The sequence below is a fragment of the Micromonospora sp. C31 genome, assembly GCF_018070575.1.
Classification (GTDB): Bacteria; Actinomycetota; Actinomycetes; order Mycobacteriales; family Micromonosporaceae; genus Micromonospora.
Genome location: NZ_JAGPXN010000015.1, coordinates 114,923 through 139,336 on the forward strand (window position 1 = coordinate 114,923; position 24,414 = coordinate 139,336).

19 protein-coding genes and 1 pseudogene are annotated in these 24,414 nt (G+C 70.3%); 6 read left to right on the forward strand and 14 right to left on the reverse strand.

Going from position 1 to position 24,414, the window contains the following annotated elements; all coding sequences use genetic code 11:
• The first annotated feature begins 91 nt into the window (after positions 1 to 91).
• Positions 92 to 1,504 carry a hypothetical protein gene (locus KBX06_RS20045; RefSeq protein WP_210837356.1) on the forward strand — a complete coding sequence of 471 codons (1,413 nt, stop codon included), beginning with the start codon at positions 92 to 94 and terminating at the stop codon, positions 1,502 to 1,504.
• A gap of 55 nt (positions 1,505 to 1,559) precedes the next feature.
• Here KBX06_RS20045 and KBX06_RS20050 read toward each other — a convergent pair whose 3' ends face one another.
• Complete coding sequence (locus KBX06_RS20050; protein ID WP_210837358.1) at positions 1,560 to 1,889, reverse strand: hypothetical protein; 330 nt, start codon at positions 1,887 to 1,889, stop codon at positions 1,560 to 1,562.
• Between the two features lie 290 nt (positions 1,890 to 2,179).
• Here KBX06_RS20050 and KBX06_RS20055 point away from each other — a divergent pair, with 290 nt between their 5' ends.
• Both KBX06_RS20055 and KBX06_RS20060 read left to right on the forward strand, forming a co-directional pair.
• Positions 2,180 to 3,061 carry a helix-turn-helix transcriptional regulator gene (locus KBX06_RS20055; protein WP_210837360.1) on the forward strand — a complete coding sequence of 294 codons (882 nt, stop codon included), beginning with the start codon at positions 2,180 to 2,182 and terminating at the stop codon, positions 3,059 to 3,061.
• Complete coding sequence (locus KBX06_RS20060; protein WP_210837362.1) at positions 3,054 to 3,248, forward strand: DUF397 domain-containing protein; 195 nt, start codon at positions 3,054 to 3,056, stop codon at positions 3,246 to 3,248. The genes KBX06_RS20055 and KBX06_RS20060 overlap by 8 nt, the downstream gene beginning before the upstream one ends.
• A gap of 488 nt (positions 3,249 to 3,736) precedes the next feature.
• Here KBX06_RS20060 and KBX06_RS20065 read toward each other — a convergent pair whose 3' ends face one another.
• From KBX06_RS20065 to KBX06_RS20080, 4 genes are all read right to left on the reverse strand, one after another.
• On the reverse strand, positions 3,737 to 8,650 hold the full coding sequence (locus tag KBX06_RS20065) for a class I SAM-dependent DNA methyltransferase (RefSeq protein ID WP_210837364.1): 4,914 nt from the start codon (positions 8,648 to 8,650) through the stop codon (positions 3,737 to 3,739).
• Positions 8,647 to 11,448 carry an SNF2-related protein gene (locus tag KBX06_RS20070; RefSeq protein WP_210837366.1) on the reverse strand — a complete coding sequence of 934 codons (2,802 nt, stop codon included), beginning with the start codon at positions 11,446 to 11,448 and terminating at the stop codon, positions 8,647 to 8,649. The genes KBX06_RS20065 and KBX06_RS20070 overlap by 4 nt, the downstream gene beginning before the upstream one ends.
• 15 nt (positions 11,449 to 11,463) lie before the next feature.
• Positions 11,464 to 12,543 (reverse strand): serine/threonine-protein kinase, encoded by a 1,080-nt coding sequence (locus tag KBX06_RS20075; RefSeq protein WP_307854690.1) that lies wholly within the window; start codon positions 12,541 to 12,543, stop codon positions 11,464 to 11,466.
• 119 nt (positions 12,544 to 12,662) lie between these two features.
• Positions 12,663 to 14,597, reverse strand: coding sequence for an N-6 DNA methylase (locus KBX06_RS20080; RefSeq protein WP_210837368.1), 1,935 nt, complete (start codon positions 14,595 to 14,597; stop codon positions 12,663 to 12,665).
• A 101-nt stretch (positions 14,598 to 14,698) separates the two neighbouring features.
• Here KBX06_RS20080 and KBX06_RS20085 point away from each other — a divergent pair, with 101 nt between their 5' ends.
• The 3 genes from KBX06_RS20085 (at position 14,699) to KBX06_RS20095 (ending at position 17,855) form a co-directional block, all read left to right on the forward strand.
• Positions 14,699 to 14,845: a hypothetical protein gene (locus tag KBX06_RS20085; RefSeq protein ID WP_210837370.1), complete on the forward strand. Its 147-nt coding sequence runs from the start codon at positions 14,699 to 14,701 to the stop codon at positions 14,843 to 14,845.
• Positions 14,846 to 14,970: 125 nt separating this feature from the next.
• On the forward strand, positions 14,971 to 17,454 hold the full coding sequence (locus KBX06_RS20090) for an AAA family ATPase (RefSeq protein WP_210837371.1): 2,484 nt from the start codon (positions 14,971 to 14,973) through the stop codon (positions 17,452 to 17,454).
• Positions 17,451 to 17,855, forward strand: a complete 405-nt coding sequence (locus KBX06_RS20095; protein WP_210837372.1) for a hypothetical protein — start codon at positions 17,451 to 17,453, stop codon at positions 17,853 to 17,855. Before KBX06_RS20090 ends, KBX06_RS20095 begins: the two co-directional genes overlap by 4 nt.
• A 12-nt stretch (positions 17,856 to 17,867) precedes the next feature.
• Here the strand turns inward: KBX06_RS20095 and KBX06_RS20100 are convergent, their stop codons facing one another.
• The 9 genes and pseudogenes from KBX06_RS20100 to KBX06_RS20140 form a co-directional block, all read right to left on the reverse strand.
• The gene (locus KBX06_RS20100; RefSeq protein ID WP_210837373.1) at positions 17,868 to 18,353 is read right to left on the reverse strand and encodes a RidA family protein; all 486 of its coding nucleotides are present in this window, start codon (positions 18,351 to 18,353) and stop codon (positions 17,868 to 17,870) included.
• A complete protein-coding gene (locus KBX06_RS20105) occupies positions 18,350 to 19,123 on the reverse strand; it encodes a 2-keto-4-pentenoate hydratase (protein ID WP_210837375.1) in 774 nt (257 codons plus the stop codon). Before KBX06_RS20105 ends, KBX06_RS20100 begins: the two co-directional genes overlap by 4 nt.
• A complete protein-coding gene (gene dmpG / locus KBX06_RS20110; RefSeq protein ID WP_210837382.1) occupies positions 19,120 to 20,175 on the reverse strand; it encodes a 4-hydroxy-2-oxovalerate aldolase in 1,056 nt (351 codons plus the stop codon). Before dmpG ends, KBX06_RS20105 begins: the two co-directional genes overlap by 4 nt.
• 80 nt (positions 20,176 to 20,255) lie before the next feature.
• Positions 20,256 to 21,170, reverse strand: a pseudogene (locus KBX06_RS20115) (acetaldehyde dehydrogenase (acetylating)); the annotation flags it as partial.
• Positions 21,167 to 21,958 (reverse strand): 2-keto-4-pentenoate hydratase, encoded by a 792-nt coding sequence (locus KBX06_RS20120; protein ID WP_210837391.1) that lies wholly within the window; start codon positions 21,956 to 21,958, stop codon positions 21,167 to 21,169. The gene KBX06_RS20120 and the pseudogene KBX06_RS20115, both read right to left, overlap by 4 nt.
• The gene (locus KBX06_RS20125) at positions 21,955 to 23,466 is read right to left on the reverse strand and encodes a 2-hydroxymuconic semialdehyde dehydrogenase (RefSeq protein WP_210837394.1); all 1,512 of its coding nucleotides are present in this window, start codon (positions 23,464 to 23,466) and stop codon (positions 21,955 to 21,957) included. The genes KBX06_RS20120 and KBX06_RS20125 overlap by 4 nt, the downstream gene beginning before the upstream one ends.
• 20 nt (positions 23,467 to 23,486) lie before the next feature.
• Complete coding sequence (locus KBX06_RS20130; RefSeq protein WP_210837396.1) at positions 23,487 to 23,750, reverse strand: EutN/CcmL family microcompartment protein; 264 nt, start codon at positions 23,748 to 23,750, stop codon at positions 23,487 to 23,489.
• Positions 23,737 to 24,075 (reverse strand): BMC domain-containing protein, encoded by a 339-nt coding sequence (locus KBX06_RS20135; RefSeq protein WP_210837398.1) that lies wholly within the window; start codon positions 24,073 to 24,075, stop codon positions 23,737 to 23,739. The genes KBX06_RS20130 and KBX06_RS20135 overlap by 14 nt, the downstream gene beginning before the upstream one ends.
• Positions 24,076 to 24,098: 23 nt before the next feature.
• The gene (locus KBX06_RS20140; RefSeq protein WP_210837400.1) at positions 24,099 to 24,389 is read right to left on the reverse strand and encodes a BMC domain-containing protein; all 291 of its coding nucleotides are present in this window, start codon (positions 24,387 to 24,389) and stop codon (positions 24,099 to 24,101) included.
• Positions 24,390 to 24,414: the final 25 nt, after the last annotated feature.

Sequence of the window (24,414 nt, forward strand, 5' to 3'; positions counted from 1 at the left end):
TCAGTCACCAGAAGGCATTGACACTCTGGCATTCCTTGATGACCCTGTGTGTTCGAGCCCGTGCGGGGTGATCGGCATCGGGGGTGGCCGGGTGAAGCTCGACTCGCTCGTACGATCGCTCGGGCGCGAGTCGACGCTCGCGGTGCAGTCCTCGGAGGAACTCGTCGCGGCGGTACGCCGGCAGGCCGAGAAGGCCGAGGACCGCGAGGCCTACCGGTATGCCAAGGCGCTGTCGCCGGTGCCGATCGGCCCGGGGGTGCGGACCAGCCCGGCGCAGGTGCTGCACGAGCTGGGCGTGGCCACGACGTTCCTGACCGCCTCGCCCCTGGCGCAGGTGGCCCGGCACTGGGCGCACGTGCGCTACTGCGCGACGCTGACCGCACGCAGCGGCTGCCTCGCCCTGTCCCCGCACGCTGGCAACGTGGTCTACCACCACAAGGTGGCGCAGTCCGAGCAGTTGGGCATCGGGCTGGCGCTGATGGTCGCGAAGACGGTGCTGCGGCGACAGCACCCGCACTGGGACTTCCACGCCGTCGACGCGGAGGTGGCGTTGAAGGCCGGCTTCCTCGACGGCGTCGGCGACGTCGACACCGCGTCGAAGACCAAGAAGCGGCCGGACTACATCCTGCTCGGGCACCACAGCTCCGGCCGGCGCAGCGGCGTGAAGATCGTGATCCTGGAGTGCAAGGGCACCCACAAGTCGGCGACCTTCGCGTACGAGCAGTTGGCGCGGGCGGTCGTGCAGGTCGACGCGCTGCGGGTGGCCGGGCGCCGCCAGCCGTCGCTGATGGTGGCGTCGCACCTGAGCGAGAGCCGGATCACCTCGTACGTCCTCGATCCGCCGGGTGACGGCGAGCTGTGGTCGGGCGCGGACGACGACCTGGACGAGCTGCTGCACGCGGCCCCCGACGACCAGGACTGGCGGGCCAGGACCGCGGTTCCCGACGACGCCCTCGCCGGGGAGGTTCCCACCGACGGCGCTCCCCCGCCGGCCGGCACGCGGGTGCCGCCCGCCGGGGAGCCGCCGCCCGGAGCGCCCGAGGTGTTCGACATCCCCGCCGGGCAGCGCGGCTGGTTCACCCAGATCCTGACCCGGGCGGTGGCGGCGACCACGCTGCTCTTCGCGGGCGACAACGCGACGGCCCGCGGCTATGCCACACCCCGGCAACGCGGGGAGCCGGCGGCGCCCGCGCAGGATGCCCTGTTCGAGCCGGATCTGCCGTGGACGTCGAGCACCGCCCAGACGCTGCCGTTGCGCGGCGGCCTGCGCGCCGAGGGCACCCGCTACCTCGCTCCGCTGCCCGGCGGCCAGACGCTGGAGGTGTTCCGGGGCGTGGAGAGCGGGCTGTACCGGCACCTCGCGGAGGGCCGGATCGGTGCGTACCTGCGGGCGGCACCGCGCGTCTTCGACAGGTGGTCGGCGTTGCGCCGGCAGGGCGAGGTCTTCTCGCTGGGCCGCGACGGCACCATCCTCGTCGTCCGCGCCGCCGACCGGCGGCGCTGAACACGCCGCCGGCAACACCCCGGGATGTACGCGAGCCCGCGCAGGCAGCCGTCCGTCACTCCTCGGTGTCGGCCGGTTCCTCGTCGGACGGCAGCACCGACGGGTCCGGGCGGAGCGGGGCGGGCTTGGGCAGGGCACCGAGACCGACGCGCTCCAACGCGTCGTGCAGGCTGCCACGCAACTCCTTGACCACGTCCTCCTTGGCCTGCCGGTAGGCCAACTGGGCAGCCGCGCCCGCCGCGTGACCGGCCTGCCGGTAGCCGCCCCACCATTCGAGCCGCCGGTAGATCCCGTTTTCCTTCCTGATGCGCACGACCCAGTAGGTCGAGCCGTGCTTGCGTACCGTCCAGTAACTGTCGTCGGCGGTGTAGCTGCGGTAAGACATGCCCGCCAACCTATCGATCCTCCACACCCGAGGCCTCAGCCACACGTCCATAGTGGAACGCCACCCGCTCCGATCCTGCTGGCGGTCGCATTCAGGCGTCGCGCCCGCCAGTCCTTGCGCGTGGGAATTGCGCGGAAATGACGCTTGTCGGAGCCGCACGGTATGGTCAGGACCGGGCAGCAGGATTGCAATCCAGCCCAATTCCCGAAACGAAGAAGGGCAACGTTTCTGCGTTGCACCAGCACCACGACCGATGTAACACCATGCAACATGGAGAGGGGCGGGAGCGGATGGCCGACGACATGGGATCGACAGTCCCCCGGCGGCAGCTCGGGCGGGCGCTGCGCGAGCTGCGCACCGAGGCGCGCATGACGCTCGACGGCGCGGCCGAGGCGATGCACTGTAGCCGGCAGAAGATGTGGCGCATCGAGACCGGCCTCGGCCCGGTCCGCGCCCTCGACGTCAAGGCCATGTGCGAGCTGTACGGCGCGACGCCCGAGCTGGCCGGCGCACTCACCGCGCTGGCCGCCGAGACCAAGGCCAAGGGCTGGTGGCACTCGTACGGCGACGCCATCCCCGACTGGTTCGAACTCTACGTCGGCCTCGAATCCGCAGCGTCCTTCATCCGTCGCTTCGACGAGGCACTGATACCCGGAATACTTCAATCGCGCGCCTACGCTCTGGCTGTCTACCAGCACCGGCACGAGGTGACTGATGAGGAGCGTGAGCGGCTGGTCGAAGTACGGCTCCAACGGCAGGCGCTCCTTCATCGGAGGCTGCCTCGGGCACCCAAGCTCGAAGTGATCCTGGCCGAGGCAGCGCTGCTCCGCACGGTCGGCGACGCCACCACCATGGCCGACCAGCTCCGTCACCTGCTGGAGGTCGGAGAGCTACCCAATGTCTCCGTTCGAGTGCTACCGCTGACCGCCGGGATACACCGGGGCGCGGAGGCGGGCACCTTCGTGATCCTCGACTTCCCACCCGGCAAGCGGACCACTCCCGAGCCCTCGGTCGTCTACTGCGAGTCGTGGACCGGAGCCCTCTATCTCGATCGGCCGGAGGAGTACGCAGCCTACGAGCAGGTGTGGGCGAGTCTCGATGACTTGACGCTCGATGAGGCACAATCAAGGCAGCTCATGAACAAGATCATTGGGGAGGTCCACCGTGGCTGATTTGGCTGGCGCGCAGTGGCGCAAGAGCGCCCACAGCGGAAGCAACGGCGGGGACTGCATCGAGGTTGCCGATAACCTGCCCGGCCTCGTCGCCGTACGCGACAGCAAGGACCCGGCCGGACCCGTCCTCAACTTCTCCCCCACCGCCTGGAACAGATTCGTCCAGTCAACCAAAGCCGCGCATTGATAACGCACCCACAAGCGACAGCGCATCTGGTGAGGCCGCCAGATGCGCTGCCATCGCACTCCCGTGAGGCAATCGAATCGCCACCGTCGGCTTCGTCCGCTCGGCCGAACAGCGACCGCCCGGTTCCGCACGCGTTCACATTCGCCGGCTCGATCGTTGCGTGCCGGTTCGCCTTGAGGGCGGCAGATCCCCACCAGCCGTTTGTCGCCGGGCACGCGCAGGTATCCCAGTAACGGCTGGTCCAATCCACCAAGTCGTCCTGCCAGTGGGCAGTAGTCGCTTTGGAGGCGTCCGCCATCATCCACGCACCAACCCGCCATTAACACGGCGGTTCCTGCCGTTGATCTTATGACACGCCACGTATGATGCAGGTTGCCGAATAGCGAGGCAGAATTGCCGCTATTCGGCGGGGCGGCACGTTACATTTCTGGACGTTTGCCGAAGCTCACTCGTTCCCCCATGTCGAGGAACGAGGGCATCCGGGCGAGCTATGACGACTGCCAGCCTTTGTCAATCGCGTCTTGGAGTCGCGCACTGAAGACGGCGTGCGCCTGCCGATATTCGTTCTCTCGATCCGCCTTGTAGAACGGCGCCGTGTAACCTTCCGGCATCGAATTCCGCACGGGATCGTCGATGTACGCCATCAACTGCCCATAGTGTTCCTTGGCCTGCCTGAAACCGAAGGCGTACGGGTCGGCTGCGACCTTTTGCCCTTCTGCATCAAACCACATCTGCTCCTCTCTTCCGGTGAGGATCGGATACCGAGAACGCAGGATTGCGATTAGCTCATCGACATCCAGCCCGAGCCACACTGACACCAGAGCGTCGATTTCCACCAGTGCCGCTCGGCGTTCGCGTTCGGATCGCAACGGAGTTACCCATTCCCATGTCGAACGTACCGAACCAAGCGCTGGCATGTCGGCCCAGTCTACCGCCCAACTCTCCCGCTCCCAGCAAGAATCGTACAACTGGCTCCACAAGGCCGCATATTCCGAGGTTAGACAGTTCAAACGCAGGGCTCGCAACAGGAGCCCGGATGCCAAGGGGTGGGAGACCGCTCCTGCCGGCATACTTTTGGCTTCAGTAGCGCCATGATTGGTTCGGCCAGAAATTCGTAGCATGTAGTCGAGCGGAAGCGCAGCCCAAAAACCGGCAATTAGAGCGGTTTCAGAGTTCGATCTGAGTGCCATGCTGTGCACCGCATGGACATGAGCTGGACCGGGAGGGAGAAGAGCAGCGAACAGCGATCGTTCAGAGCTCTTAGGATTAATCATCGCCCGCCAGACAAGGCGGTAGAAATCGGTGCAGCTCGCCTCATCCCACCTATCCTCAGCATCAAGAGCGGCCACGCCCGCGCCACGAACATAGTTGGTACGCGGCACGAACGCTTCCTTTATCGAAGAGACGTCTACGAAGTCCCAATCTCCTTGACTTCGACATGGGACCCTTGGCTCCTTGTTCAGCGGATTAGCTATTCCGATGTGAGGGCCTTGGAGAATCACGTCGCGGTACGAGGTTGGGATGACCTGATCCCAAACGAGTATGCCCTGCTTCTTCGACTTCGCCTCGTCATGACCAAAGCTGATTCGAGGCTGAAAACTCGAAAGCCGCTGACCGTAGGAAGCTAGCGCCGCGATTGCTCGCTCTTCATCGATGGAGATGGGTTGCAACAAAGGCGTCCGGCCTACCACACCATCAGCCTCGCCTCGAAGGTTGCGCCAGATTTCCAAAGTCCGTCCATCTACGCGCACAACTCTCGCACGATGCGGCCGCCGATCCCACGATCCCTGGAATTTTTGACCAGGAGTGGAGCCGGTTCCGTCATGCACCAAAGATTCGCTCAACGCATGTGCGGCATACAACTGACTTAGATGCAAAAAGTTGATCTCTGTTTTAGCGCCATAGATATGAACCCCGAACTCAAGGTCGCGGCTAGCATCCGCAAAGGCCCAATTTGCGCCATTAATAAATCCACCATGAATCCGCAAATGCTTGTATGCAGACGCCCGCAACAAGCCGTCCTTAGTCCCACCGAAATGGGTATCGGGGTGCACTAATCCGCCGCAACCGCTGATGCCGAGCTGACCCCACACCCTGCACATGAACGCTCGGTAAAGGTCGGGGCGCGTGCCAACAAGCAATGGAAACGTGGTTGCACCTCCCAAGAACTCGACCTGGGCGACATTTCCTGCCATCTCCAAAACGAAGGCTTGTTGGGTAGATGCCTTCGACAGCAAAGCAGATTTACGAGCTTGCCACACTTCAATGGAAGGCTTATCGGCAAGCCGAAACCAAGGTTCACTTTCGGCTAGAATGACGTCTTCCTTCCAATCAAGGCGCACCCATGGAGGGTTGCCGACCTGGAGGTCGAACCCGCCCACGACGAACGCTTGAGTGAAAGTGAGTTCCCAGTGGAAGAAGCCCTGCCGCTCAGCGATCTGATCGGCGGCGAGGAGCCAGGGAAACCGGTCGGATAGCGTCCACGGCGAGTCGACGCCGATAACGCCATCGAGCTTCTGCTCGAAGTCGCTCATCTCGTCCAGGCTCGTCAGCTCGCGGCCGTAGAACCGTGCGGTGTTCTCGTCCGCGGCGGTGCGGCCGATGAGGGCTTCCGCGAAGGTGAGCCAGTCATCCAGGTTGGTCAGGGGCACCTGCTGACGGAGTTGTTCCGCCACGGTCATCCGCCGCGTGCCGCCGGTCGCCTTCGTCGGCAGCTTCATCTGCTGCGCCTGCACATTGCCGAAGATGTCCTGCGTCTCGTAGACCGGCTCCTCGTACGCCGGCACGTCCTTGACGTGCGAGACCTGGACGGGCGCGGTCGGGTACGCGGGGTCGGAGCCGTCGAGCAGGCCGACCTTGTCGAGCGGCCAGAACCACAGCGCGCACCACACGTCCATCAGCGTCTTCAGTCGCCAGTAGGGCGTGCCGGGCGCGGTCAGGTCCTCCAGGATCTTCTCCCGGGCCACCGCCCCGCTCACCGGCGGCAGGCCGTCCGCCCCCCAGACCTTGATGTCGCGGCGGATCTCCCGCTCGGAGATGGCGAGGCGTTGCTGCACCAGCCCCCACAGGAACTCGACCCGCCCGGCGAGCGCCTGCAACCGCTTGACCTGCGAGTTCTTCCCCTTGCACGACGGCACGCGCTTCATCGCCGTACGCCATGCCTTGAGTTTGGCGGTCTCGGCCGGCGCCAGCTCGCGGGCCTCCTTCTCCCCCGCGACCGCACCCCAGCCGTCGGCGGGGAGCAGGAAGTGGTGGATGGTGCCCTCGTCGATCGGCCCGTCCCGGAACGGCTTCTCGGCCGGGGCGGTGGTCAGCCACGACTTGTCGGCGAGCTGCTTCGGGTCGTAGGTCTTGCGCCCGCAGCCGATGAGGGAGTTGCCGCGTTGCAGGTGCAGGCCGAACCAGGGGGCCTGGAGGCCGGTGTGCATGACATTGAGCCAGAGGGAGACCTCGGCCAGCTCGACGGCCGTGCGGTTGAGGTCGACGCCGTAGCAGTTGTGCAGCGCGATGTAGGCCTTCACCCGCTGGAGTTCGAGGTGGTAGGCCTCCGGGTCGAGGGTGACGTCGAGTTCGGTCTGCCGGCGGCGCAGGTATTCGGCGGCGACCTGGTTGATGGCCTCGTTGAGGAACGCGCCGGAGCCGAGCGCCGGCTCGCAGATCGTCCAGTCCAGCAGTTCGCGGGCCGGCGTGGTGGTGCCGTCCTGGTCGAGGCGGTACTTGAGGGCGAGCTGGACGGTGACCTCGGTCAGCGACTGCGGGGTGTAGTAGGAGGCGCTGGTCTGCCGGTCGCGGCCGGCGAGCCGGTAGACGAACTGGCCCGGCTGGTAGCTGACCCGGCTGCGCACGCCCGTGTAGGGGTCCTCCTTCTCCACGAACACGTTGTCGTCGTAGTCGTCGGTCTTGGACGCCGGGATCATCCACGAGCCGTCCTTCGGGTCGCCGTTCTTGGCGACCTCGTAGAGCTGCTCGGTGGCGACGAAACCGGTGTACGACATCAGGCCCTCGTAGACGGCGCCGAGCTGGTTGATGCCGAGCTGGGCGTACGAGATGAAGCCGCCGCGGCGCCTCCTGCCGCCCCTGGTGAGCATGAGGCGGCGCAGCACCTCGTAGAGGACCTTGTTGCGCAGCCGGGTGTCGATCTTCGGGCCGCCCGGGTCGTCGGGGTCGCTGCCGGGCTCGGCGATGAGTCGGCCGATGAGCTTCGTCTTCTCCGGCAGGAACAGGTCCGAGCGCATCGGCTCGAAGCGCAGGCCCTCGCCCTCGCTGGCCCGCTGCTCGACCTGCGTGCCGCCGCGTGGGCGGTGGCCCTCGTTGACCATGCGGAACAGCAGGTCCAGCGACTCGTAGAGGTGGGTGCCGTCCTCGGCGGACGGCGGGAGACGGCGGGAGACCAGGTCGCCGATGCGGGCCAGGCTGTAGCCCTCGACGTACTGGGGGTCGTTGACGGGCAGCACGCCCAGCTCGGGGCGGGCCTCGGCATAGAGCAGGAACAGGATCCGGTAGAGGTAGCGCAGCGCCTCGCGGCCCAGTTCCTTGGCCAGCTCGTCGAGGTCCATGACGTGCTGTGGCTGGTGGCCGGCCTGGCGGATGCGGTCGAGGACCTCGTTGGCGATCAGCTCCACGGAGACCTTGAGTCCCTCGCGGAGTTCGCTGGAGACGCCGACGGCGTGCTGGCGGGAGCCGGCGACCAGGTCGGCGAGGGGTTCCGTGCCGCCCTCGGCCGGCGGGCGCAGCGAGTCGGCGCCGAACAGGGCGGCGACGACGTCGTACTCCTTGTCGTCGTTGCGGGCGTAGAGGGTGTCGAGGCTGACGGCCAGGTAGCGGCCCTCGCCCCAGGCGGCCCGGTCGGCGAGGGTGAGCACGCCGCCGCTGAGGATCAGCACGTAGCGGGGCTTCGGGTTGTCGGCGGCCAGCAGGTGCGAGGCGAGCTTCGCGCCGGTGGCGATGGTCTCGTTGCCGGGCAGCATGACCGGGTCGAGCAGCCGGCCGGCGCCGTCCGGATCCTGGGCGGCCTCCGTGTCGACGGCCCAGCCGCAGTCGAGCGCGACGACGCCGTGGCCGGTGCCCAGCTCGGCGTGGGCGAGATGGATCTCCTGCTCGTGGCCGTTGCGCTCGACGGTGACGGGCTGCGGCTGCGGCTCGAAGCCGAGCGCCCGCAGCACGTCCTGGTGCAGCTTGCGCAGCCGCTCCGGGTCGAAGAACTCGTCGTCGGCCAGCTCGGTCTTCGCGTCGAAGTAGGGGCGGCGCAGGCCGCGCAGGCCGGTGCGCGGCGTCTGCCCGCCGCTCTTCTCCCGCTCGGCCCACAGCTTGACCAGGCCACCCTTGAGGGTGGTGGGCAGGATCTCGGCCAGGTAGTGCGCGGAAAGATATTCGCCGCGGTTGGTCAAGGACTCGAAGCTCATGCGGCACGCTCCGGGGACGCGACGAGGACGGCGAGGACGCGCAGCAGCGGCTCGCCGTCGGTTTCCAGGCGGTCGAGCAGGTCGTGCTGCTCGGCGACGGTCGTGTGCACCCGCTGGCGGTGCTTCTCGCGCTGTGGGCCGGGCAGCGCGTCGAGGATGCTGGCCTGCTGGAACGTCGCCAGCCGGTCGCGGTGGCGGCGCAGCGGCCCGGCGTTGGCGGCGTCGAACTCGGCGCGCTTGCCGGCCAGGTGCTCGCGGGCGGCGGCGACGGCCTGCGGCAGCAGCCGGGTCAGCGGCTCGGTGTCGACGGCCTCGGCGCGGTTGACCATGTCGGGGCCGACGTTGGCGGCGCGCAGCGCCTCGTCCATCGGTCGGATGACCGGCCGGTCGGGCAGGCCGGTCACGGCCATCCACTGCACGACCGTGGGCTGGCCGAGACGGTTGGCGTAGGCGCCCTGCACGAGGAAGACGGGCCCGGTGACGTCGGCGGTGAGCACCGGCGCCTGCTGGCGGCCCAGCCGGATCAGCACCTTGTCGACCAGCCAGTCGACCATCGGGTGCACGTCGCTGAGGAACGCGATCTCCGGCCACGTCGGCGTCCTGCTCTGCCGGGCCTGGTCGAGCTTGCGTTGGGCGAGGGCCCGGTCGAAGGTGACCTTCAGCCGCAGCGCCTCGCCCTCGCGGTGCGCGCGCAGATAGGAGCGGGGCAGGTCGGTGAGGCGGTGCACCAGGTCGCCGGGGGCCAGGAACGTCATCAGCTCGTCCTCGCGGCGCAGGTCGACGTGGTCCTCGGGCCGGTCGTCGTAGACCTCGTGCAGGGCGGCGTCGACGAAGTCGCGGGTCGAGTCGAAGAGCTTCGGCACCCGGGCCCGCGACACCTCCGCCGCGACGGGGGCGGTGCCGACCTCGCCGAACAGGTCGGCCATCACGTCGATCCCGGCGTGCGCGGCGTCGTAGGACTCCTCGACGGTGCGGCCGGCGAGCAGGTCGCGTACCAGCCGGTCCTCCTCGGCCTTCGCGTCGAACTGGCCGGTGGCGGCCTCGACGCTGCCGAGGCTGCGGTGGGCGTTCTCCTCCCGGCCGAGCAGCTTCTCGGCGACGGTGCGGTCGTCCTTGGCGTCCTCCCGGCCGGAGGTGAGCACGAGCGCCCGGAACTGCGGGCGGTGGCGCTGCCCGTAGCGGTCGATGCGGCCGTTGCGCTGCTCGATGCGGATCAGGCTCCACGGGATGTCGTAGTGGATCAGGTGGTGGCACTGCTGGTGCAGGTTGACGCCCTCCGAGGCGACGTCGCCGGTGAAGAGCAGCCGCACCTCGCTGCCGGCCAGCTCGAACTCCTGGAGGATGCGCTGCTCGTCGGTGTCGGCGACGCCGCCGTGCAGCACCCGCACGGCGGCGGGCCTCAGACCGAGCAGGCCGGGCACCACCTCGGCGAGCCACTTGATGGTGGGCACCCGCTCGGAGAAGACCACGGCACGGACGTCGCTGCCCCGGCCGACGCCGATCTTCCTCAGCTCCGCCACCAGGTGCGTCAGCTTGCTGGAGTCCGCCTCGGTCATCGCCGAGGTCAGCTCCGCGAGCCGGTCCAGGGCCGCGCGTTCGGTGCCGGTGGCCTTCTTCCGCCGGTTGGTCACCGTCTCGTGCAGGGCGCGGTGCGACGACAGGAAGGACTTCAACAAGGTGTACGGGAAGAGCCGGTGCTGCCCGGTGATCGTCTCGTCGCTCCACCTGCCGGCCAGCCACACGTCGGTCAGCTCGTCGAAGATCTGCTCCTCGATCGGCGTCGCCGGGCAGTGCACCGCCTGGGAGGGGCCCCGGTCGGCCCAGCGGTCGCCCATCTGGTCGCGTACCTCGGGGCTGATCTTCGTACGACGCAGGTAGAGGTGGGCGATGTCCTCGGCCCGGTAGTCCTTCGGGTTGGCGATCGCGGCCGGGTCGAGCAGCGAGATCAACTGGGCGAAGGACTCCTTGTCGCCGTTGTGCGGGGTGGCGCTGGCCAGCATCAGCGCGTCGGTCTGCGCGGCGAGACGACGGGCCAGCTCGTTGCGCTGGGTCCCCTTGTTGATCAGGTTGTGCGACTCGTCGATGACGACGGCGTCCCAGACGGTCGCGTCGAGATGGTGGCCGAACTGACCGGCGTCCTTGAGCGTGTCGACCGAGATGATGGCCCGCTTGAAGTAGGTGAACGGGTTGCGCCCGGCGGGGATCTCCTGCTGGATGCGCTGGATGCCGATCGAGTCGAGGCGCACCAGGGGGATCGCGAAGCGGGTCCACAGCTCCCGCTGGAACTGCTCCAGCACCTGCTGCGGGGAGACCACCAGGATGCGGTCGCCCCGGCCGCGGCGGATCAGCTCGGCGAGGATCAGCCCGATCTCCAGGGTCTTGCCCAGGCCCACCACGTCGGCGAGCAGCACGCGCGGGCGCAACCCCGACAGGGCCAACTCCACCGGGCGTTGCTGGTAGGTCAGCGGGTCGAGCAGGAAGCGGTCGGCCAGCGCCAGACCCCGCTCGGTGCGCGGCAGGGGCGTACGCCGGAAGACGGCCTCCAGGAAGAGCCGGCTCTGCCGGAACCTCGACGACGTGTCGCGCACGAGGACGGTCTCCTCCGGGCGCATCGCCTGGATGGCGTCCAGGGCGGTGAAGAAGGTCGCCTCGACGTCCTGCACGAACTCGGAGACCCCGACCGCCTTGATCATGGTGCCGTCGGCGGTGCCGGTCTTCACGCTGCGTACCAGCCACTCCTCGTCGCGGACCACGATGCGGGAGCCCGGGGCGAACGTCGCCTCCTGGGTGGATGTCATCGAAAGAGGGCCTTCCTACAGGGTCGAGCGGCGGGCGTACTGGCGGCGCAGCTTGTCGACCAGCCAGTTCACGTCGGGGGGCGGGTTCGCCGGCTGATCAGAGTCGACCTTCGTCGGCGTCGTCGCGGGCACCTCGGCGGTGCTCTCCTCGCCGCCGTCGGGCGGGTCCTCCGGATCCTGTTCCGGATCCTGGAGATCCGGCGGGACCAGCAGCTCCGTGTTGTCGTCGTAGGTGAGGGCGCAGACCTCCCGCCGCAGGTCGAGCACGCTCCTGCCGGCGCTGGCGGAGGCGACCGCCAGCAACCGCGTACGGACGGCGTCCAGCCCCGGGCGGGCGGTCGGGTCGTGGGCCAACATGGCGCCGATCAACGGCGCCAGCTCGGTCGGCACACCGGAGAGGTCCGGCAGGTCGCCCGGCTCCGTGATGCGCAGCAGCAGGTTCCAGGAGTTCGTCGGCGGATAGAGGCCGTGCCCGGTGAGCGCGAAGACCAGCAGCGCGCCGAGGCCGTAGATGTCGACGGCGGCGGTCAGCTCGCGCTCGCCCCGGACCTGCTCCGGCGACATGTAGGCGGGCGTGCCGACCAGGGCGCCCGCCTCGGTCACGTACTGCTCGCGGTCGATCAGCACCGCCAGCCCGAAGTCGATGAGCTTCGGGCCGTCCGGGCCGAGGATGATGTTCTGTGGTTTGAGGTCCCGGTGCAGCAGCCCGACCTGGTGCACCTTGGTCAGGCCGTCGGCGAGCATGGCCCCCACCATCGCGGCCACCGGCAGGGCGAGCGGGCCCCTGGCGTCGACGTGCTGGCGCAGCGTGGCCCCCGGCACGTACTCGACGGCCAGCCAGGCCGGGTCACCCGTGGTGTCGGCGTCCTCCAGCCGCGCCACCCGCGACCCGAAGACCAGCTTGAGGCTCTCCACCTCGGCGGCGAAGCGCTCCCGCATCGTCGGCGTCTCGAGCAGCTCCTGCTTGATCACCTTCAGCGCGACCCGCTCGGCGGTGGGCGAGACCGCGAAGTACACGACTCCCATGCCGCCCGAGCCCAGCGGCCGGAGCACCTGGTATCCACCGACCTTGTCCAGCGCCACCAGACCCCCCACGCGATGACACCCACCCCGCACACCCCGCACCGGCCCCACGCCCGGCGGACGCATGACCGTACAACGTGGACGATTGTGGTGTCAGCAGCCGGATGGTGCTTCCCGGGCGCCGTGCAGGTCTACCGGCCGCCGCCTTCCGGGCGCAGGCTGCCCTGGGCCAGGCCATCCGCGGTGAGCCGCACCAGTTCCGCCCCCAGTTCCGCGGCCTGTCTGATTGCCGACTCAAAATGTGCGAGCCGCCGGAACGCCTCCCCGTGCGCCCGTTGCTCGCCCAGCGGCAGCCGGCGCACCTGCGCCCGGCGGATGTCGAAGCGCAGGGTCCCCGACAGGCTCGACGCCTGCTTCTCGTTGGCGGAGGTGCCCAGCTGACCGGCGAGGAACCACGGGTCGAGCGCCGCCGGGTTGGGGCGCAGCAGGTAGAGGTTGCGGCCGAGCAGCGTCCCCTCGGCGGTGACCACCCGGGCGGTGAGCGTACTGGCGACCATGGGCACCACCACGTCGCCGACCGCCAGCGGGATCTCCTGACCGAGCCGCTCGTCGACCTGGCCGGAGGCGTCGACGCCGGCCAGCACGTCGGGCACGGTCAGCACGGGTGGGCCTCCCGCTGCGGGCGGCACGTCGACGGGCGGCTGGCCGGCTGCGGCGGCGGCACGTACCGGCCCGAGCAGTTGCAGCGCGCCGCCGCGGATCAGGTCCGCGACCGAGGTGGTCGGGGGCGGGGCCACCTCCGTCGGGTGGCTCGTCCGGGGCATCAGCGCGGGCAGGTCACCGACGATCGCGGCCAGTCGGTCCCTGGTGCTCACCAGTTGCTCGCCGGTCTGCTCGACCCCGGCGGCAGGTTGGCGGCGCGCGGGGGTGAGGTCGACCTCCTCGTCGAGCAGTTCGATGACGGGCACGGCGCGCGCGAAGCCGGCCTGCTCGACGTCGGCGTCGGGTGCGGTGGTGAAGGCCCGCCAGGCCGCGAGGATCCGGGCGGACAGCTCGGCGACGTCACCCTCGGCCGCGTCGACGAGCAGCGCCCGCGCCGGGGCGGGCACGTCGGGCGCGGGGCGCCGCAGCACCCACAGGTGCAGCGGTACGCCGTGCGGTGCGGCCACCCCGCTGGGCAGCGCGACGACGGCACGCAGCGCGCCGCGCCGCAGCAGCTCGGCACGGATGCGCCGGCCGGCCCGGCGACCGGCTGCCGCAGGCGGCATGAGCAGCACGGCATGCGCGCCGGGGCGCAGGTGGGCCAGCGCGTGCTGCACCCAGGCCAGCTCCGGTTCGGTACGGGGTGGGACGCCGTACTCCCAGCGCGGGTCGTAGCCGAGTTCCTCGTTGCCCCAGTTGGTGACGCCGAACGGCGGGTGGCAGACCACCGCGTCGACCGTGCGGCCCCCGAAGGTGTCGGCGCGCAGCGAGTCGCCGGCGCGGACCTCCCCCGGCACGTCGCGCAGGGCGAGCCAGAGCCCGGCGAGCGCGGCGAGGTCGGGGTCGAGTTCCTGCCCGTACGCCGTGGTGCAGCCGGCGCGGGCGGCGGCGCGCAGGGTGGCGCCGGAACCGGCGGCGGGGTCCAGGACGGAGCCTTCGCCGACGTCGGCGAGGGCCACCATCAGGTCGGCGAGCTCGTCGGGGGTGGCGAAGAGGCGGCCCGGGCCGGGGGCGGAGAAGCGCTGCCACAACTCGTCGAAGGCGGCCTGCGGGCCGAGCTCGTCGGCGAGGGCGTCGACGTCGGGCAGCAGGGCTGAGAGTTCGTCGTCGGCCCCGCCGAGGGTGGGGCGTTCGCCGCGGTGGCGGGCGAGTAGCAGGGCGCCGACGCTCGCGAGGGCGGACGCCGGCGTCTGCGTCGGCGCGGCCAGGTGTCGCCAGAGCCGGTCGGCGCGGGACAGCTCGGGGAGCTTGCCCTGACCGCGTAGCCACTGTTCGACCTGGGTGAGGTCGAACTCCGGGCTGGCGGTGGTGCCGCCCGCCGGGGCCGGAAAGTCGGGATGCCGCTTGCGCCAGTTGCTGACGGCGGCGCGACCGACCCCGGCGAGCCGGGCGATCTCCGCAGCGGTGACGGTCGGTGTCTTCACGCCTGAAGTCTCGCACGCCCGTCAAGGTTCACAATGACTGTTGACACCGTTGTCAGACGATGCTCTTATTGACCCCGCCACAACGACCACTGGAGGTATCGATGCGCAAGACCACGACCCTCGCCCTCATCGCCGCCGCTGTCATCGCGCTCGGCTCCGTCACCGGCGCCAGCTCCATCTCCTCGATCTCCGCCGCCCCGAAAACCGCCCCGAACACCGCCGTCCAGTTCTGGGTCGGCCCCGGCTGACCCATCCGCAGACCGGCACGCCGGTGACCCCGGCACCGGCTGCGCACCATCCGGAACCACCTTCCCGCTCTCCCCCTGCGGGCCGGCACCTCCGCCGGCCCGCAGGGGCACGCCTGGAGACGACCATGCCCATCCCCCGCCAGCCCTCCCCCACGACGCCGGCCCTGCCCGCCCGCCGCACCGAACCGCTGGTCGAGCTGATCTTCGAGCGGCTCACCGCCGACGACGTGCCCGACCACACCGCCGAGCTGGTGCTCGCCGCGCTCAGCGGCCAGGACGACCTGGCCGCCGCGCTCGACGGCCGGACGACCAGGCTGGACCTGGCCGTCCCGACCGACGAGGCGCCGGCGGGGCGGATCTGGCTCTCCTCGGTCACCGTCGCCGGGTTCCGCGGCGTCGGACCGGAACGCACCCTCCAGATCGACCCCGGACCGGGCCTCACCCTGGTGGTAGGGCGCAACGGCTCCGGCAAGTCGAGCTTCGCCGAGGCCGTCGAGCTGGCGCTCACCGGCGACAGCGCCCGCTGGGCGGAGCGCAACAGCGTCTGGCGTACGGGGTGGCGCAACCTGCACTCCCCCGACCCGTGCTGGATCGTGGCGCAGCTGCACGTCGACGGGGAGGCGAGGCCGGTGACGGTGACCCGGTCGTGGCCGCTCGGCGCGGCGCTGGCCGACGCGGAGGTCACCGTCACCAGCGGGCACGGACGGCACGCGGGCCTGGCGGAGCTGGGGCTGGCCCGCCCGCTGGAGCTGTACCGGCCGTTCCTCACCGCCGCCGAGCTGGGCCGGCTCACCGCCGGCACGCAGAGCCAGCTCTTCGACGCGATCTCCGCGATCCTCGGCCTGGAGGCGATCACCGACGCCGACCAGCGGCTGATGGCCGCCGCCCGGCCCGTCGACGCGGCCATCAGGGAGGTACGCGCCCGACGCGCCGCGCTCGCCGAGGAGCTGACCGGCGTCACCGACGACCGGGCCCGCCGGGTGGCCGTACTGCTCAAGGGACGTGGCACCGTCGACCTGGCGGCGCTGGGCGCGATCCTCGACGAACCGGCGGAGGTCGCCGCCGACGGGCCGCTGCTGCTGTGCCGGCGACTGGTCGAGCTGCGCGTGCCGGCGATGGCGGAGGTGACGCGGCTGGCGGAACAGTTGCGCGAGGCGTCCGCCGAGGCGCAGCGGCACGACGGCGGGCGGAACCGGGCGGCGCTGCGCAGCGCGGAACTGCTCCGTCTCGCCATCGAGCACCACGAGGACGCCGGCGACGGCCCGTGCCCGGTCTGCGCCACGGGCAGCCTCGACGGGGACTGGCGCAACGCCGCCGGGGAGTCGCTGGAGCGGCTGCGGGACCACAGTCTCGCCGCCCGGTCGGCCGCGACGCGACTGACCGCTCTGCTGCGGCAGGCGCACCACCTGATCGACAACCTCACCGTGCCGGAGGGCGACACGGGGGAAGTGCCGCTGGAAGGGCTGCGGGAGGCGGTGGCGGCGCTGCGGCGCGTACCCGCGGAACCGGCGGAACTGGCGGCGCACCTGGACGCGCGGTATCCGGCCGTCGTGGCCGCGGCGGAGGCGGCCCGCGCGTACGCCGAAGGGTTCCTGCGGCAGCGGGACACCGGGTGGCGGCGGGCGGCGGCCGAGCTGCGCGGCTGGGGCGACGCCGCGGCCCGGCTGCCCGAGCGGGAGGCGACGCTGGCGCGGGTGAAGGCGGCGCGGGCCTGGCTGAAGTCCACGGCCGCGCGGCTGCGCAACGAGCGGGTGGCGCCGTTCGCGGAACACTCGCAGCGGATCTGGGCTCAGTTGCGGCAGGAGAGCAACGTCGAGCTGGGCGCGATGACCCTGGAGGGGACGAACACGCGGCGGCGGGTGGCGTTCCCGGTCAGCGTGGACGGCGCCGACAACGGCACCGCGCTCGGCGTGATGAGCCAGGGTGAGATGCACGCCCTCGGGTTGGCCACGTTCCTGCCGCGCGGGTGCGCGCCGGAGAGCCCGTTCAGGTTCATCGTCGTTGACGACCCGGTGCAGAGCATGGACCCGGCCAAGGTCGACGGCCTGGCCCGGGTGCTCGCCGCGCTGGCCGAGCAGCGGCAGGTGGTGGTCTTCACCCACGACACCCGGCTGCCGGACGCGGTGCGCCGGCTGGAGGTGGGCCGGGCCCGGATCGTCGAGGTGACCCGCGCGGAACGTTCGGTCGTGACCCTGCGGCCCGCCTCCGACCCGGTGACGCGCTACCTCGACGACGCGTACGCGCTGGCGCGCAACGAGGAGATCGCCGCCGAGGTGCGCGGGCCGGTGGTGGCGGAGCTGTGCCGCTCGGCAGTGGAGGCGGCCTGCCACCGGACGGTGTGGCGGCAGCGCGTGGCACGCGGGGTGCCGCACGACGACATCGAGGCGGCCATCGTGGACGCCTCCCGACGGCTGACCACCACGCTCGCGTTGGCCCTGTTCGACGACGCCGACCGGGGTGGGGACGTGCTCGGCTGCCTCAGTCGCCGGCACGGGGCACGGGCGGTGGCCGCGTACAAGGCGTGCCGGGAGGGCGTGCACGGGTCGTACGTGACGGACCTGCCGGGCCTGGTCGCGGACGCCCGCCTGCTGACGGAGGCGCTGCGGTGACCGCGCCGACGCCACAGCGCTGCCTGGCGGCGGCCGAGGAGTTGCTGCGCGGTGCCGGCACGTTCGGCGGGGCCGCCGTCGCCGATGGCTGGTGGCCCCGGGCGTGCGCCTGCCTGATCCGGCTCGCCCTCGAGGGTGGCATCGACGCCTATTGGCGACGGACCAGACCGGCGGTGGCCGGGTGCCGGCAGGGCCGGGCGAAGCAGCTGATGCTGCGTGGCCGGCTCGGTCCCGGCGTCGTCGTCGCCCGCCGCGTCGCGTTCGCCTGGGCGACCCTGTCGGCCGCCGCCCACCACCACTGCTACGAGCTGGCGCCGACGGCCGCAGAGCTGCGTCGCCTGCACACCGAGGTGGGTGCCCTGCTCGTCCGGCTCGACGGAGAGGCGCGACCTGGCGGATGACGTGCCGCCAGGTCAGGGTAGTGCGGCCACGGCCTGGATTTCGATGAGCAGGTGCGGGTGGGGTAGTTGGTGCACGGCGACGGTGGTGCGGGTGGGGCCGGTGGCGTCGAAGTACTCGGCCCAGACCTGGTTGTAGCCGCCGAAGTCGTTCATGTTGACCAGGTAGGTGGTGACCTGCACGAGGTCGGTCAGGTCGGCGCCGACTGTCCGTAGCAGGTCGGCGATGTTGTCGATGACGGCGCGGGTCTGCGTGCGGATGTCGAGGTTCGTGGTGCCGAACTCGTCGACCTGCACGCCGGCGAAGGTGTTGTCGGGTCGGCGTGACGAGGTGCCTGAGACGAAGACGAAGCCGCCGGCGACCTTGACGTGGGGGAACGCGCCGCGGGGTACGGCCTTGCCGGCGACGACGTGCGCCTGCGCGCTCCCGCCGCGGCCGGCGGTCGTGCCCTGGCTCGCGGTCGTGCCCTGGCTTGCGGTCGTGTCGTGGCTTGTGGTCATGCCGATGCTCGCAGGGAGGCGGTGCCGAGGTGTTCGACGACGGCGCGGACGTGGGCGCCGGGACGCAGCGGGACGGCGGCGGTGGCGGCGCCGGCGAGGAAGACCCAGCCTTCGCGCAGCCGTACGCCGTGGCGGCCGGCGAGGCGGATGCCTTCGTCCAATGCGCGGCGGGGGTCGCCGAGGATGGCGGCGGTGGAGCCGACCTGCGTGACGCGTCCGTCGATCTCCAGCAGCACACCCAGGTTGTCGAGGCCGTCGGGCACCGGCGACCAGGGGCCGATGGTGAAGGCGGCGGCGGAGGTGTTGTCGGCGATCACATCCGGCAGCGAGAAGGTGAAGTTCGCGTACCGGGAGTCGATGACCTCGATCGCGGGGGCGACCGCGCGGACGGCGTCGGTGAAGTCCCCGACGGGTTCGCCGGGTTCGGGCAGGCGGTCGAGCAGGAACGCCACCTCCGGCTCCACGCGGGGGTGGATGAAGGCACTGACGTCGAGGGTGCCGCCGTCGGGGACGCGCATGGTGTCGGTGAGGCGACCCCAGATGACCTCGTCCACGCCGACCTGGGCCATCTTCGCCTTGCTGGTCAGGCCCATCTTCAACCCGACCAGGCGCTCACCGCGGTCCAGGCGGCGCTGGATCAGCGCGGTCTGCACCGCGTACGCGGCGTCCACGTCCAAGCCGGTCTCGGCGGCCAACTGCGGGATTGCGGTGGCGGTGTCGGCCGCCACGCCGAGGCGCTCGGCGATGCCCGGGGTATCCGGCCCGATCATGATTTCTCCTTGCCGGCGAGGTCCAGTGCCACGTCCACGATCATGTCCTCCTGGCCGCCGACCATCCGGCGGCGACCCAACTCGACCAGGATCGAGCGCACGTCCACCCCGTACTTGTCCGAGGCCCGCTCCGCATGCCGGAGGAAACTCGAATACACCCCCGCGTAGCCGAGCGACAGGGTTTCCCGGTCGACCTGCACGGGCCGGTCCTGCAACGGCCGCACAATGTCGTCCGCGGCATCCATCAGGGCGAACACGTCGCAACCGTGCTGCCAGCCGTGCAACTCCGCGACGGCCACGAACACCTCCAACGGCGCGTTGCCCGCCCCGGCGCCCTGCCCCGCCAGGGAGGCATCCACCCGCACCGTGCGCCCGTGCGCCGAGCCCAGCGGGCCGTCGCCGGCGATGCGGCCGTGCTCAACCGCCACCACGCTGTTGGCGACACCGAGGGACAGGTTGTGATGCGCGTGGATACCGATCTGCGTGTCCGGCGCCAACACCTGCCGGTACGCGTCCACGCGTTCGGCCACATCCGACATGAGCAGTCGGCCACCAGAGTCGGTGACGTAGACACAGTGCGCCCCGTACGACTCCATCAACTTCGCCTGGGCGGCCAACCCGGCCGGGTCGTTCATGTGCGACATCATCAGGAACCCGGCCACGTCCATGCCGTTCTCCCGCGCCCACGCGATGTGCTGCGCCGAAATATCCGCCTCCGTGCAGTGGGTGGCGATGCGCACACTCGTCACCCCGAGCGCCTTCGCCGCCTTCAGATCCGCGATCGTGCCGATCCCCGGCAACAGCAACGTCGTCAGCTTCGCCGACGTCATCACCTCGGCCGCCGCCGCGATCCACTCGGCGTCACTGGCCGCACCATGACCGTAGTTCACACTCGAACCGGCCAGACCGTCGCCGTGCGCGACCTCGATCGCGGCCACCCCGGCCGCATCCAACGCGGCGGCGATCGTGCGGACCTGTCCGACGGTGTACCGGTGGGCAACGGCGTGCATGCCGTCGCGCAACGTCACGTCCTGAATGTACAGATCAGTCACCCGGTCACCTCCACGACGTCCCGACCTGCACCGTCCCCGCCCGCGCCGTCGCCACCAGCGCCGTCCTGGCGCGTCGCTGGCGATCGCAGTCCGACCAGGCGCTCCGCGGTGCGCAGCGCGGCTGAGGTCATGATGTCCAGGTTGCCCGCGTACGCCGGCAGATAATGGCCCGCGCCGGAGACCTCCAGGAACACCGACACCTGCAACCCGCTCAACCGTCGACCCAACGACGGCACATACGCATCCACCCGGTCGAACTGCACGTCCTGCTTCAACCGGTAGCCGGGCACGTACTCCTGCACCGACGCCACCATCTCCCCTACGGAGGCCGCGATCGCCGCCCGATCCGCATCGGCGTCCTCGCACAGGCAGTAGACGGTGTCGCGCATCAACAACGGCGGATCCGCCGGGTTCAACACGATGATCGCCTTACCGCGCTGCGCACCGCCGACGACCTCGATCGCCCGCGCCGTGGTCTCGGTGAACTCGTCGATGTTCGCCCGCGTGCCCGGACCCGCCGACCTCGACGCGATCGACGCCACGATCTCCCCGTACGCCACCGGCGCCACCCGACCCACCGCCGCCACGATCGGCACCGTCGCCTGCCCACCACACGTCACCATGTTCACGTTGCGCTCGCTTAGGTGCTCGTCCAGGTTCACCGGCGGCACCACATACGGACCGATCGCCGCCGGCGTCAAATCCACCACCAGCCGACCGTGCGCCGCCAACACCGCATCGTTGCGCCGGTGCGCACCCGCCGACGTGGCATCGAACACCAACTCCACATCCGCGAACTCCGGCATCGCCACCAAGCCGTCGACACCCTCGGCCGTGGTCGCCACACCCAACCGCCGCGCCCGCGCCAAACCGTCGGACTCCGGGTCGATGCCCACCATCGCCACCATCCGCAACGACTCCGACAGCCGCAGCACCTTGATCATCAGATCGGTGCCGATGTTGCCCGACCCGATCACCGCCACGCCGGTGGTCACGACGCCTCCTTGGAGAAGCACGTGCGGACAGAGCCCAGACCGGAGATCCGCGCCTCGTACGCCGCGCTTGCCGTCACCGGCACCATCGGACCGAGCGCCCCGGAGAGCACCACGTCGCCCGCGCGCAGCGGATCGCCGGAGCGGGCCATCGTCTGCGCCAGCCACTGCACCGCGTGCAACGGATTACCCAGGCACGCCGCGCCCGCCCCCACCGACACCGGCTCACCGCCCTGCTCAAGCACCATCCCGCACAACCGCAGATCCACATCCGCCAGCCGACGCGGCGTCGTGCCCAGCACGAACAGGCCGCTGGAGGCGTTGTCCGCCACCGTGTCCACGATCGAGATGTCCCACCCCGCCACCCGCGAATCCACGATCTCGATCGCCGGCAACACGTGATCCACCGCCCGGATCACGTCCGCGCCGGTGATCCGCTCGTCGGGCAGATCCGCGCCCAGCACGAACGCGACCTCCGCCTCCACCCGGGGCTGCAACAGCCGGCCCATCGCAACCTCGGCCCCGTCGGGCACCGCCATGTCATCCAGCAGCACCCCGAAGTCCGGCTGGAACACCCCGAAGCTCTCCTGCACCGCCCGCGAGGTCAACCCGACCTTCGCGCCCACCCGCCGGTGACCGGCGTCCAGCCACCGCCGGACCTGGAGCTGCTGCACCTGGTACGCCGTCTCGACGTCACCCTCCGGCAGCAGCCGCCCGCGCAGCGGCGGGCAGGGCGTGCCGGACTCCCGTGCCTGAAGCAGCTCGCCGGCCGCCAACTCGATGGCGCTCATGTCAGGTCCACGCAGACGTTGGTGAGTTCGGAATAGAAACCGAGGGAGTGCACGCCACCCTCACGCCCGATACCCGACGCCTTCACCCCACCGAACGGCGTACGCAGATCCCGCAGGAACCACGTGTTCACCCACACGATCCCCGCATCCAACCGCGCCCCCGCCCGATGCGCCCGCCCCACATCCCGCGTCCACACCGCCGCCGCCAACCCGTACTCCGTACCATTCGCCAACGCGAACGCCTCATCCTCATCATCGAACGGCGCCACATGCACCACCGGCCCGAAGATCTCCTCAGTGTTCGTCCGCGCACCCGCACCCAACCCGGTCAACACCGTCGGCTGCACAAACGCCCCACCATCACGCCCATCACCAAACGCCGGCACCCCACCCCCGGCCAACACCTGCGCACCCTCACGCCGGGCCAGGTCGTAGTAGCCGAGCACCTTGTCCCGATGCTGACGCGAGATCAACGGCATGTTCACCGTCGCCTCGTCCGCAGGCCACCCGAACGGCAGCTCAGCGGCCCGCTCCGCGAGCCGGGCGGTGAACTCCTCGAACACCGGCCGCTGCACATAGATCCGCTCCGTGCACAGACACACCTGACCACCATTGGTGAAACTCGACCGCACCGACCCCGCCACCGCCGCCTCCAAATCAGCGTCGGCGAACACCAGCCCGGCGTTCTTCCCACCCAACTCGAACGACACCGCCTTCACCCCATCGGCGGCGGCCCGCATGATCGCACCCCCCGTGGACGATTCACCGGTAAAGGTGATCGCGTCCACCCCCGGATGACGGGTCAAAAACTCCCCCGCCGAGTCCGGCCCGAAGCCGTGCACCAGGTTGAACACCCCCTCGGGCACCCCCGCGGCAGCCATCACCTCCGCCAACAACGTCGCCGACGCCGGCGTCTCCTCACTCGGCTTCACCACCACCGCGTTACCGCACGCCAACGCCGGAGCGACCTTCCACGTCAACAACAACAACGGCAGATTCCACGGCACGACCACCGCCACCACACCCACCGGCTTACGCACCGCGTAGTTCAACGCCCGCCCACCCGACGGCGTGACCGTCGTGAACGACTCCGTCGACGCCGTCGCCACGATCTCCGCGAACGCACGGAAATTCGCCGCACCACGCGGAACATCCAACGTCCGCGCCTGCGAAATCGACTTACCCGTATCCGCCACCTCAGCGGTCACCAGATCGTCGAAACGACGCTCCAACTCGACGGCCACCCGACGCAACACCTCGGCGCGCTCCCGCTCCCCCATCCCACCCCACGGCCCACCCAACGCCGCCCGCGCCGCCGCCACCGCATCGTCCACACACCCCCGATCCGCCTCGACGACCTCGAACACCGCCTCACCCGTCACCGGACTGCGCTTGACGAACCGCCGCCCACCCCCGACGAACTCACCACCGACGAAGTTGCGCAGGATCGGTGGGGCGGCGCTCGGGTGGCCGTCGCGCAGGCTCACCGGCCAGGATGACTCGGGCATGCTCAGGTGTCCCTTCGGGTTCAGGTGCTGGTTTCGGTCCGCTCGCTGCCGGGGTCGGCGACGAGCGCGACCACGGCGGCGTCCACGGTGGGCTGGCCGGTCACCGCCGCCGCGGCCTCGTCGGTGACGACCAGGACGGTGGTGCCGACGCCGACGTTCAGGGGGTCGACGGCGACGAGGTCGGGCCCGTCGCCGCGGGGCCGGACCAGGACGAGCCGCCTGCCCTGCAACGCCGGCAGGATGCGGTCGGCCCACACCTTGCCGACGACGTCACCGAGCACCATCGGTTTCTCCCCGCAGGCCGGCGATGACCTCGCGGATGCGGGCCGGTTCGGGCGCGTCCAGCAGGGCCGCCGTGGTCGGGTGCGGCTTCGGGTAGACCTGGGAGCTGCGCAGCTCGCCGTGGGCGCGGATGGCGGCCTCCCCGGCGGAGACGGCCTGGCGTACGGCGGCGAGGGTGCCCCGGACGGCGACGGCGAGGTAGCCGCTGGTGACCCGTTCCACGGCCACGCACCGGACGTCGGCGGTCTTGATCATGGCTTCGATTCCCGCCGAGAGCGCCACCAGGCCGCGTGTCTCGACGATTCCGATCGCGTTGTCGGAGGACATGTCCGATTCTCCTTACCCGGTTGTCAGTTGCCGACGAGGTCAGGCTCGGCGGCGAGCGCGCTCACCGCGTCGCAGGGGCTGGCGAAGACGATCGAGCGCACCGAGCGGCTGCGCGTCCGGGCGGTCTCCTCGCCGATGTCCACGGCCTCCTCGACGGTGGCGAGGTCGCCGCGCACGGCGACCGCGACGATGCCTCCGCCGAGGCGTACGACCTTCGTCACCTCGACCTCGGTGGCCTTCACCATCGCGTCGACGGCGTCGAAGATGGGGGTGTAACCCTCGGCTTCGACGAAGCCCACGGCCACGTTTCGCATGTCTGCTCCTTGCTCTGGTTGCGGG

Bases quoted from the DNA above. Each gene is read 5' to 3' on its own strand.
- KBX06_RS20130 (WP_210837396.1), bottom strand. From the start codon at position 23,750: ATGGTGCTCGGTGACGTCGTCGGCAAGGTGTGGGCCGACCGCATCCTG.
- KBX06_RS20105 (WP_210837375.1), bottom strand. From the start codon at position 19,123: ATGATCGGGCCGGATACCCCGGGCATCGCCGAGCGCCTCGGCGTGGCG.
- KBX06_RS20135 (WP_210837398.1), bottom strand. From the start codon at position 24,075: ATGTCCTCCGACAACGCGATCGGAATCGTCGAGACACGCGGCCTGGTG.
- KBX06_RS20090 (WP_210837371.1), top strand. From the start codon at position 14,971: ATGCCCATCCCCCGCCAGCCCTCCCCCACGACGCCGGCCCTGCCCGCC.
- KBX06_RS20050 (WP_210837358.1), bottom strand. From the start codon at position 1,889: ATGTCTTACCGCAGCTACACCGCCGACGACAGTTACTGGACGGTACGC.
- KBX06_RS20140 (WP_210837400.1), bottom strand. From the start codon at position 24,389: ATGCGAAACGTGGCCGTGGGCTTCGTCGAAGCCGAGGGTTACACCCCC.
- KBX06_RS20125 (WP_210837394.1), bottom strand. From the start codon at position 23,466: ATGCCCGAGTCATCCTGGCCGGTGAGCCTGCGCGACGGCCACCCGAGC.
- KBX06_RS20120 (WP_210837391.1), bottom strand. From the start codon at position 21,958: ATGAGCGCCATCGAGTTGGCGGCCGGCGAGCTGCTTCAGGCACGGGAG.
- KBX06_RS20070 (WP_210837366.1), bottom strand. From the start codon at position 11,448: ATGACATCCACCCAGGAGGCGACGTTCGCCCCGGGCTCCCGCATCGTG.
- KBX06_RS20065 (WP_210837364.1), bottom strand. From the start codon at position 8,650: ATGAGCTTCGAGTCCTTGACCAACCGCGGCGAATATCTTTCCGCGCAC.
- KBX06_RS20055 (WP_210837360.1), top strand. From the start codon at position 2,180: ATGGCCGACGACATGGGATCGACAGTCCCCCGGCGGCAGCTCGGGCGG.
- KBX06_RS20085 (WP_210837370.1), top strand. From the start codon at position 14,699: ATGCGCAAGACCACGACCCTCGCCCTCATCGCCGCCGCTGTCATCGCG.
- KBX06_RS20100 (WP_210837373.1), bottom strand. From the start codon at position 18,353: ATGACCACAAGCCACGACACGACCGCAAGCCAGGGCACGACCGCGAGC.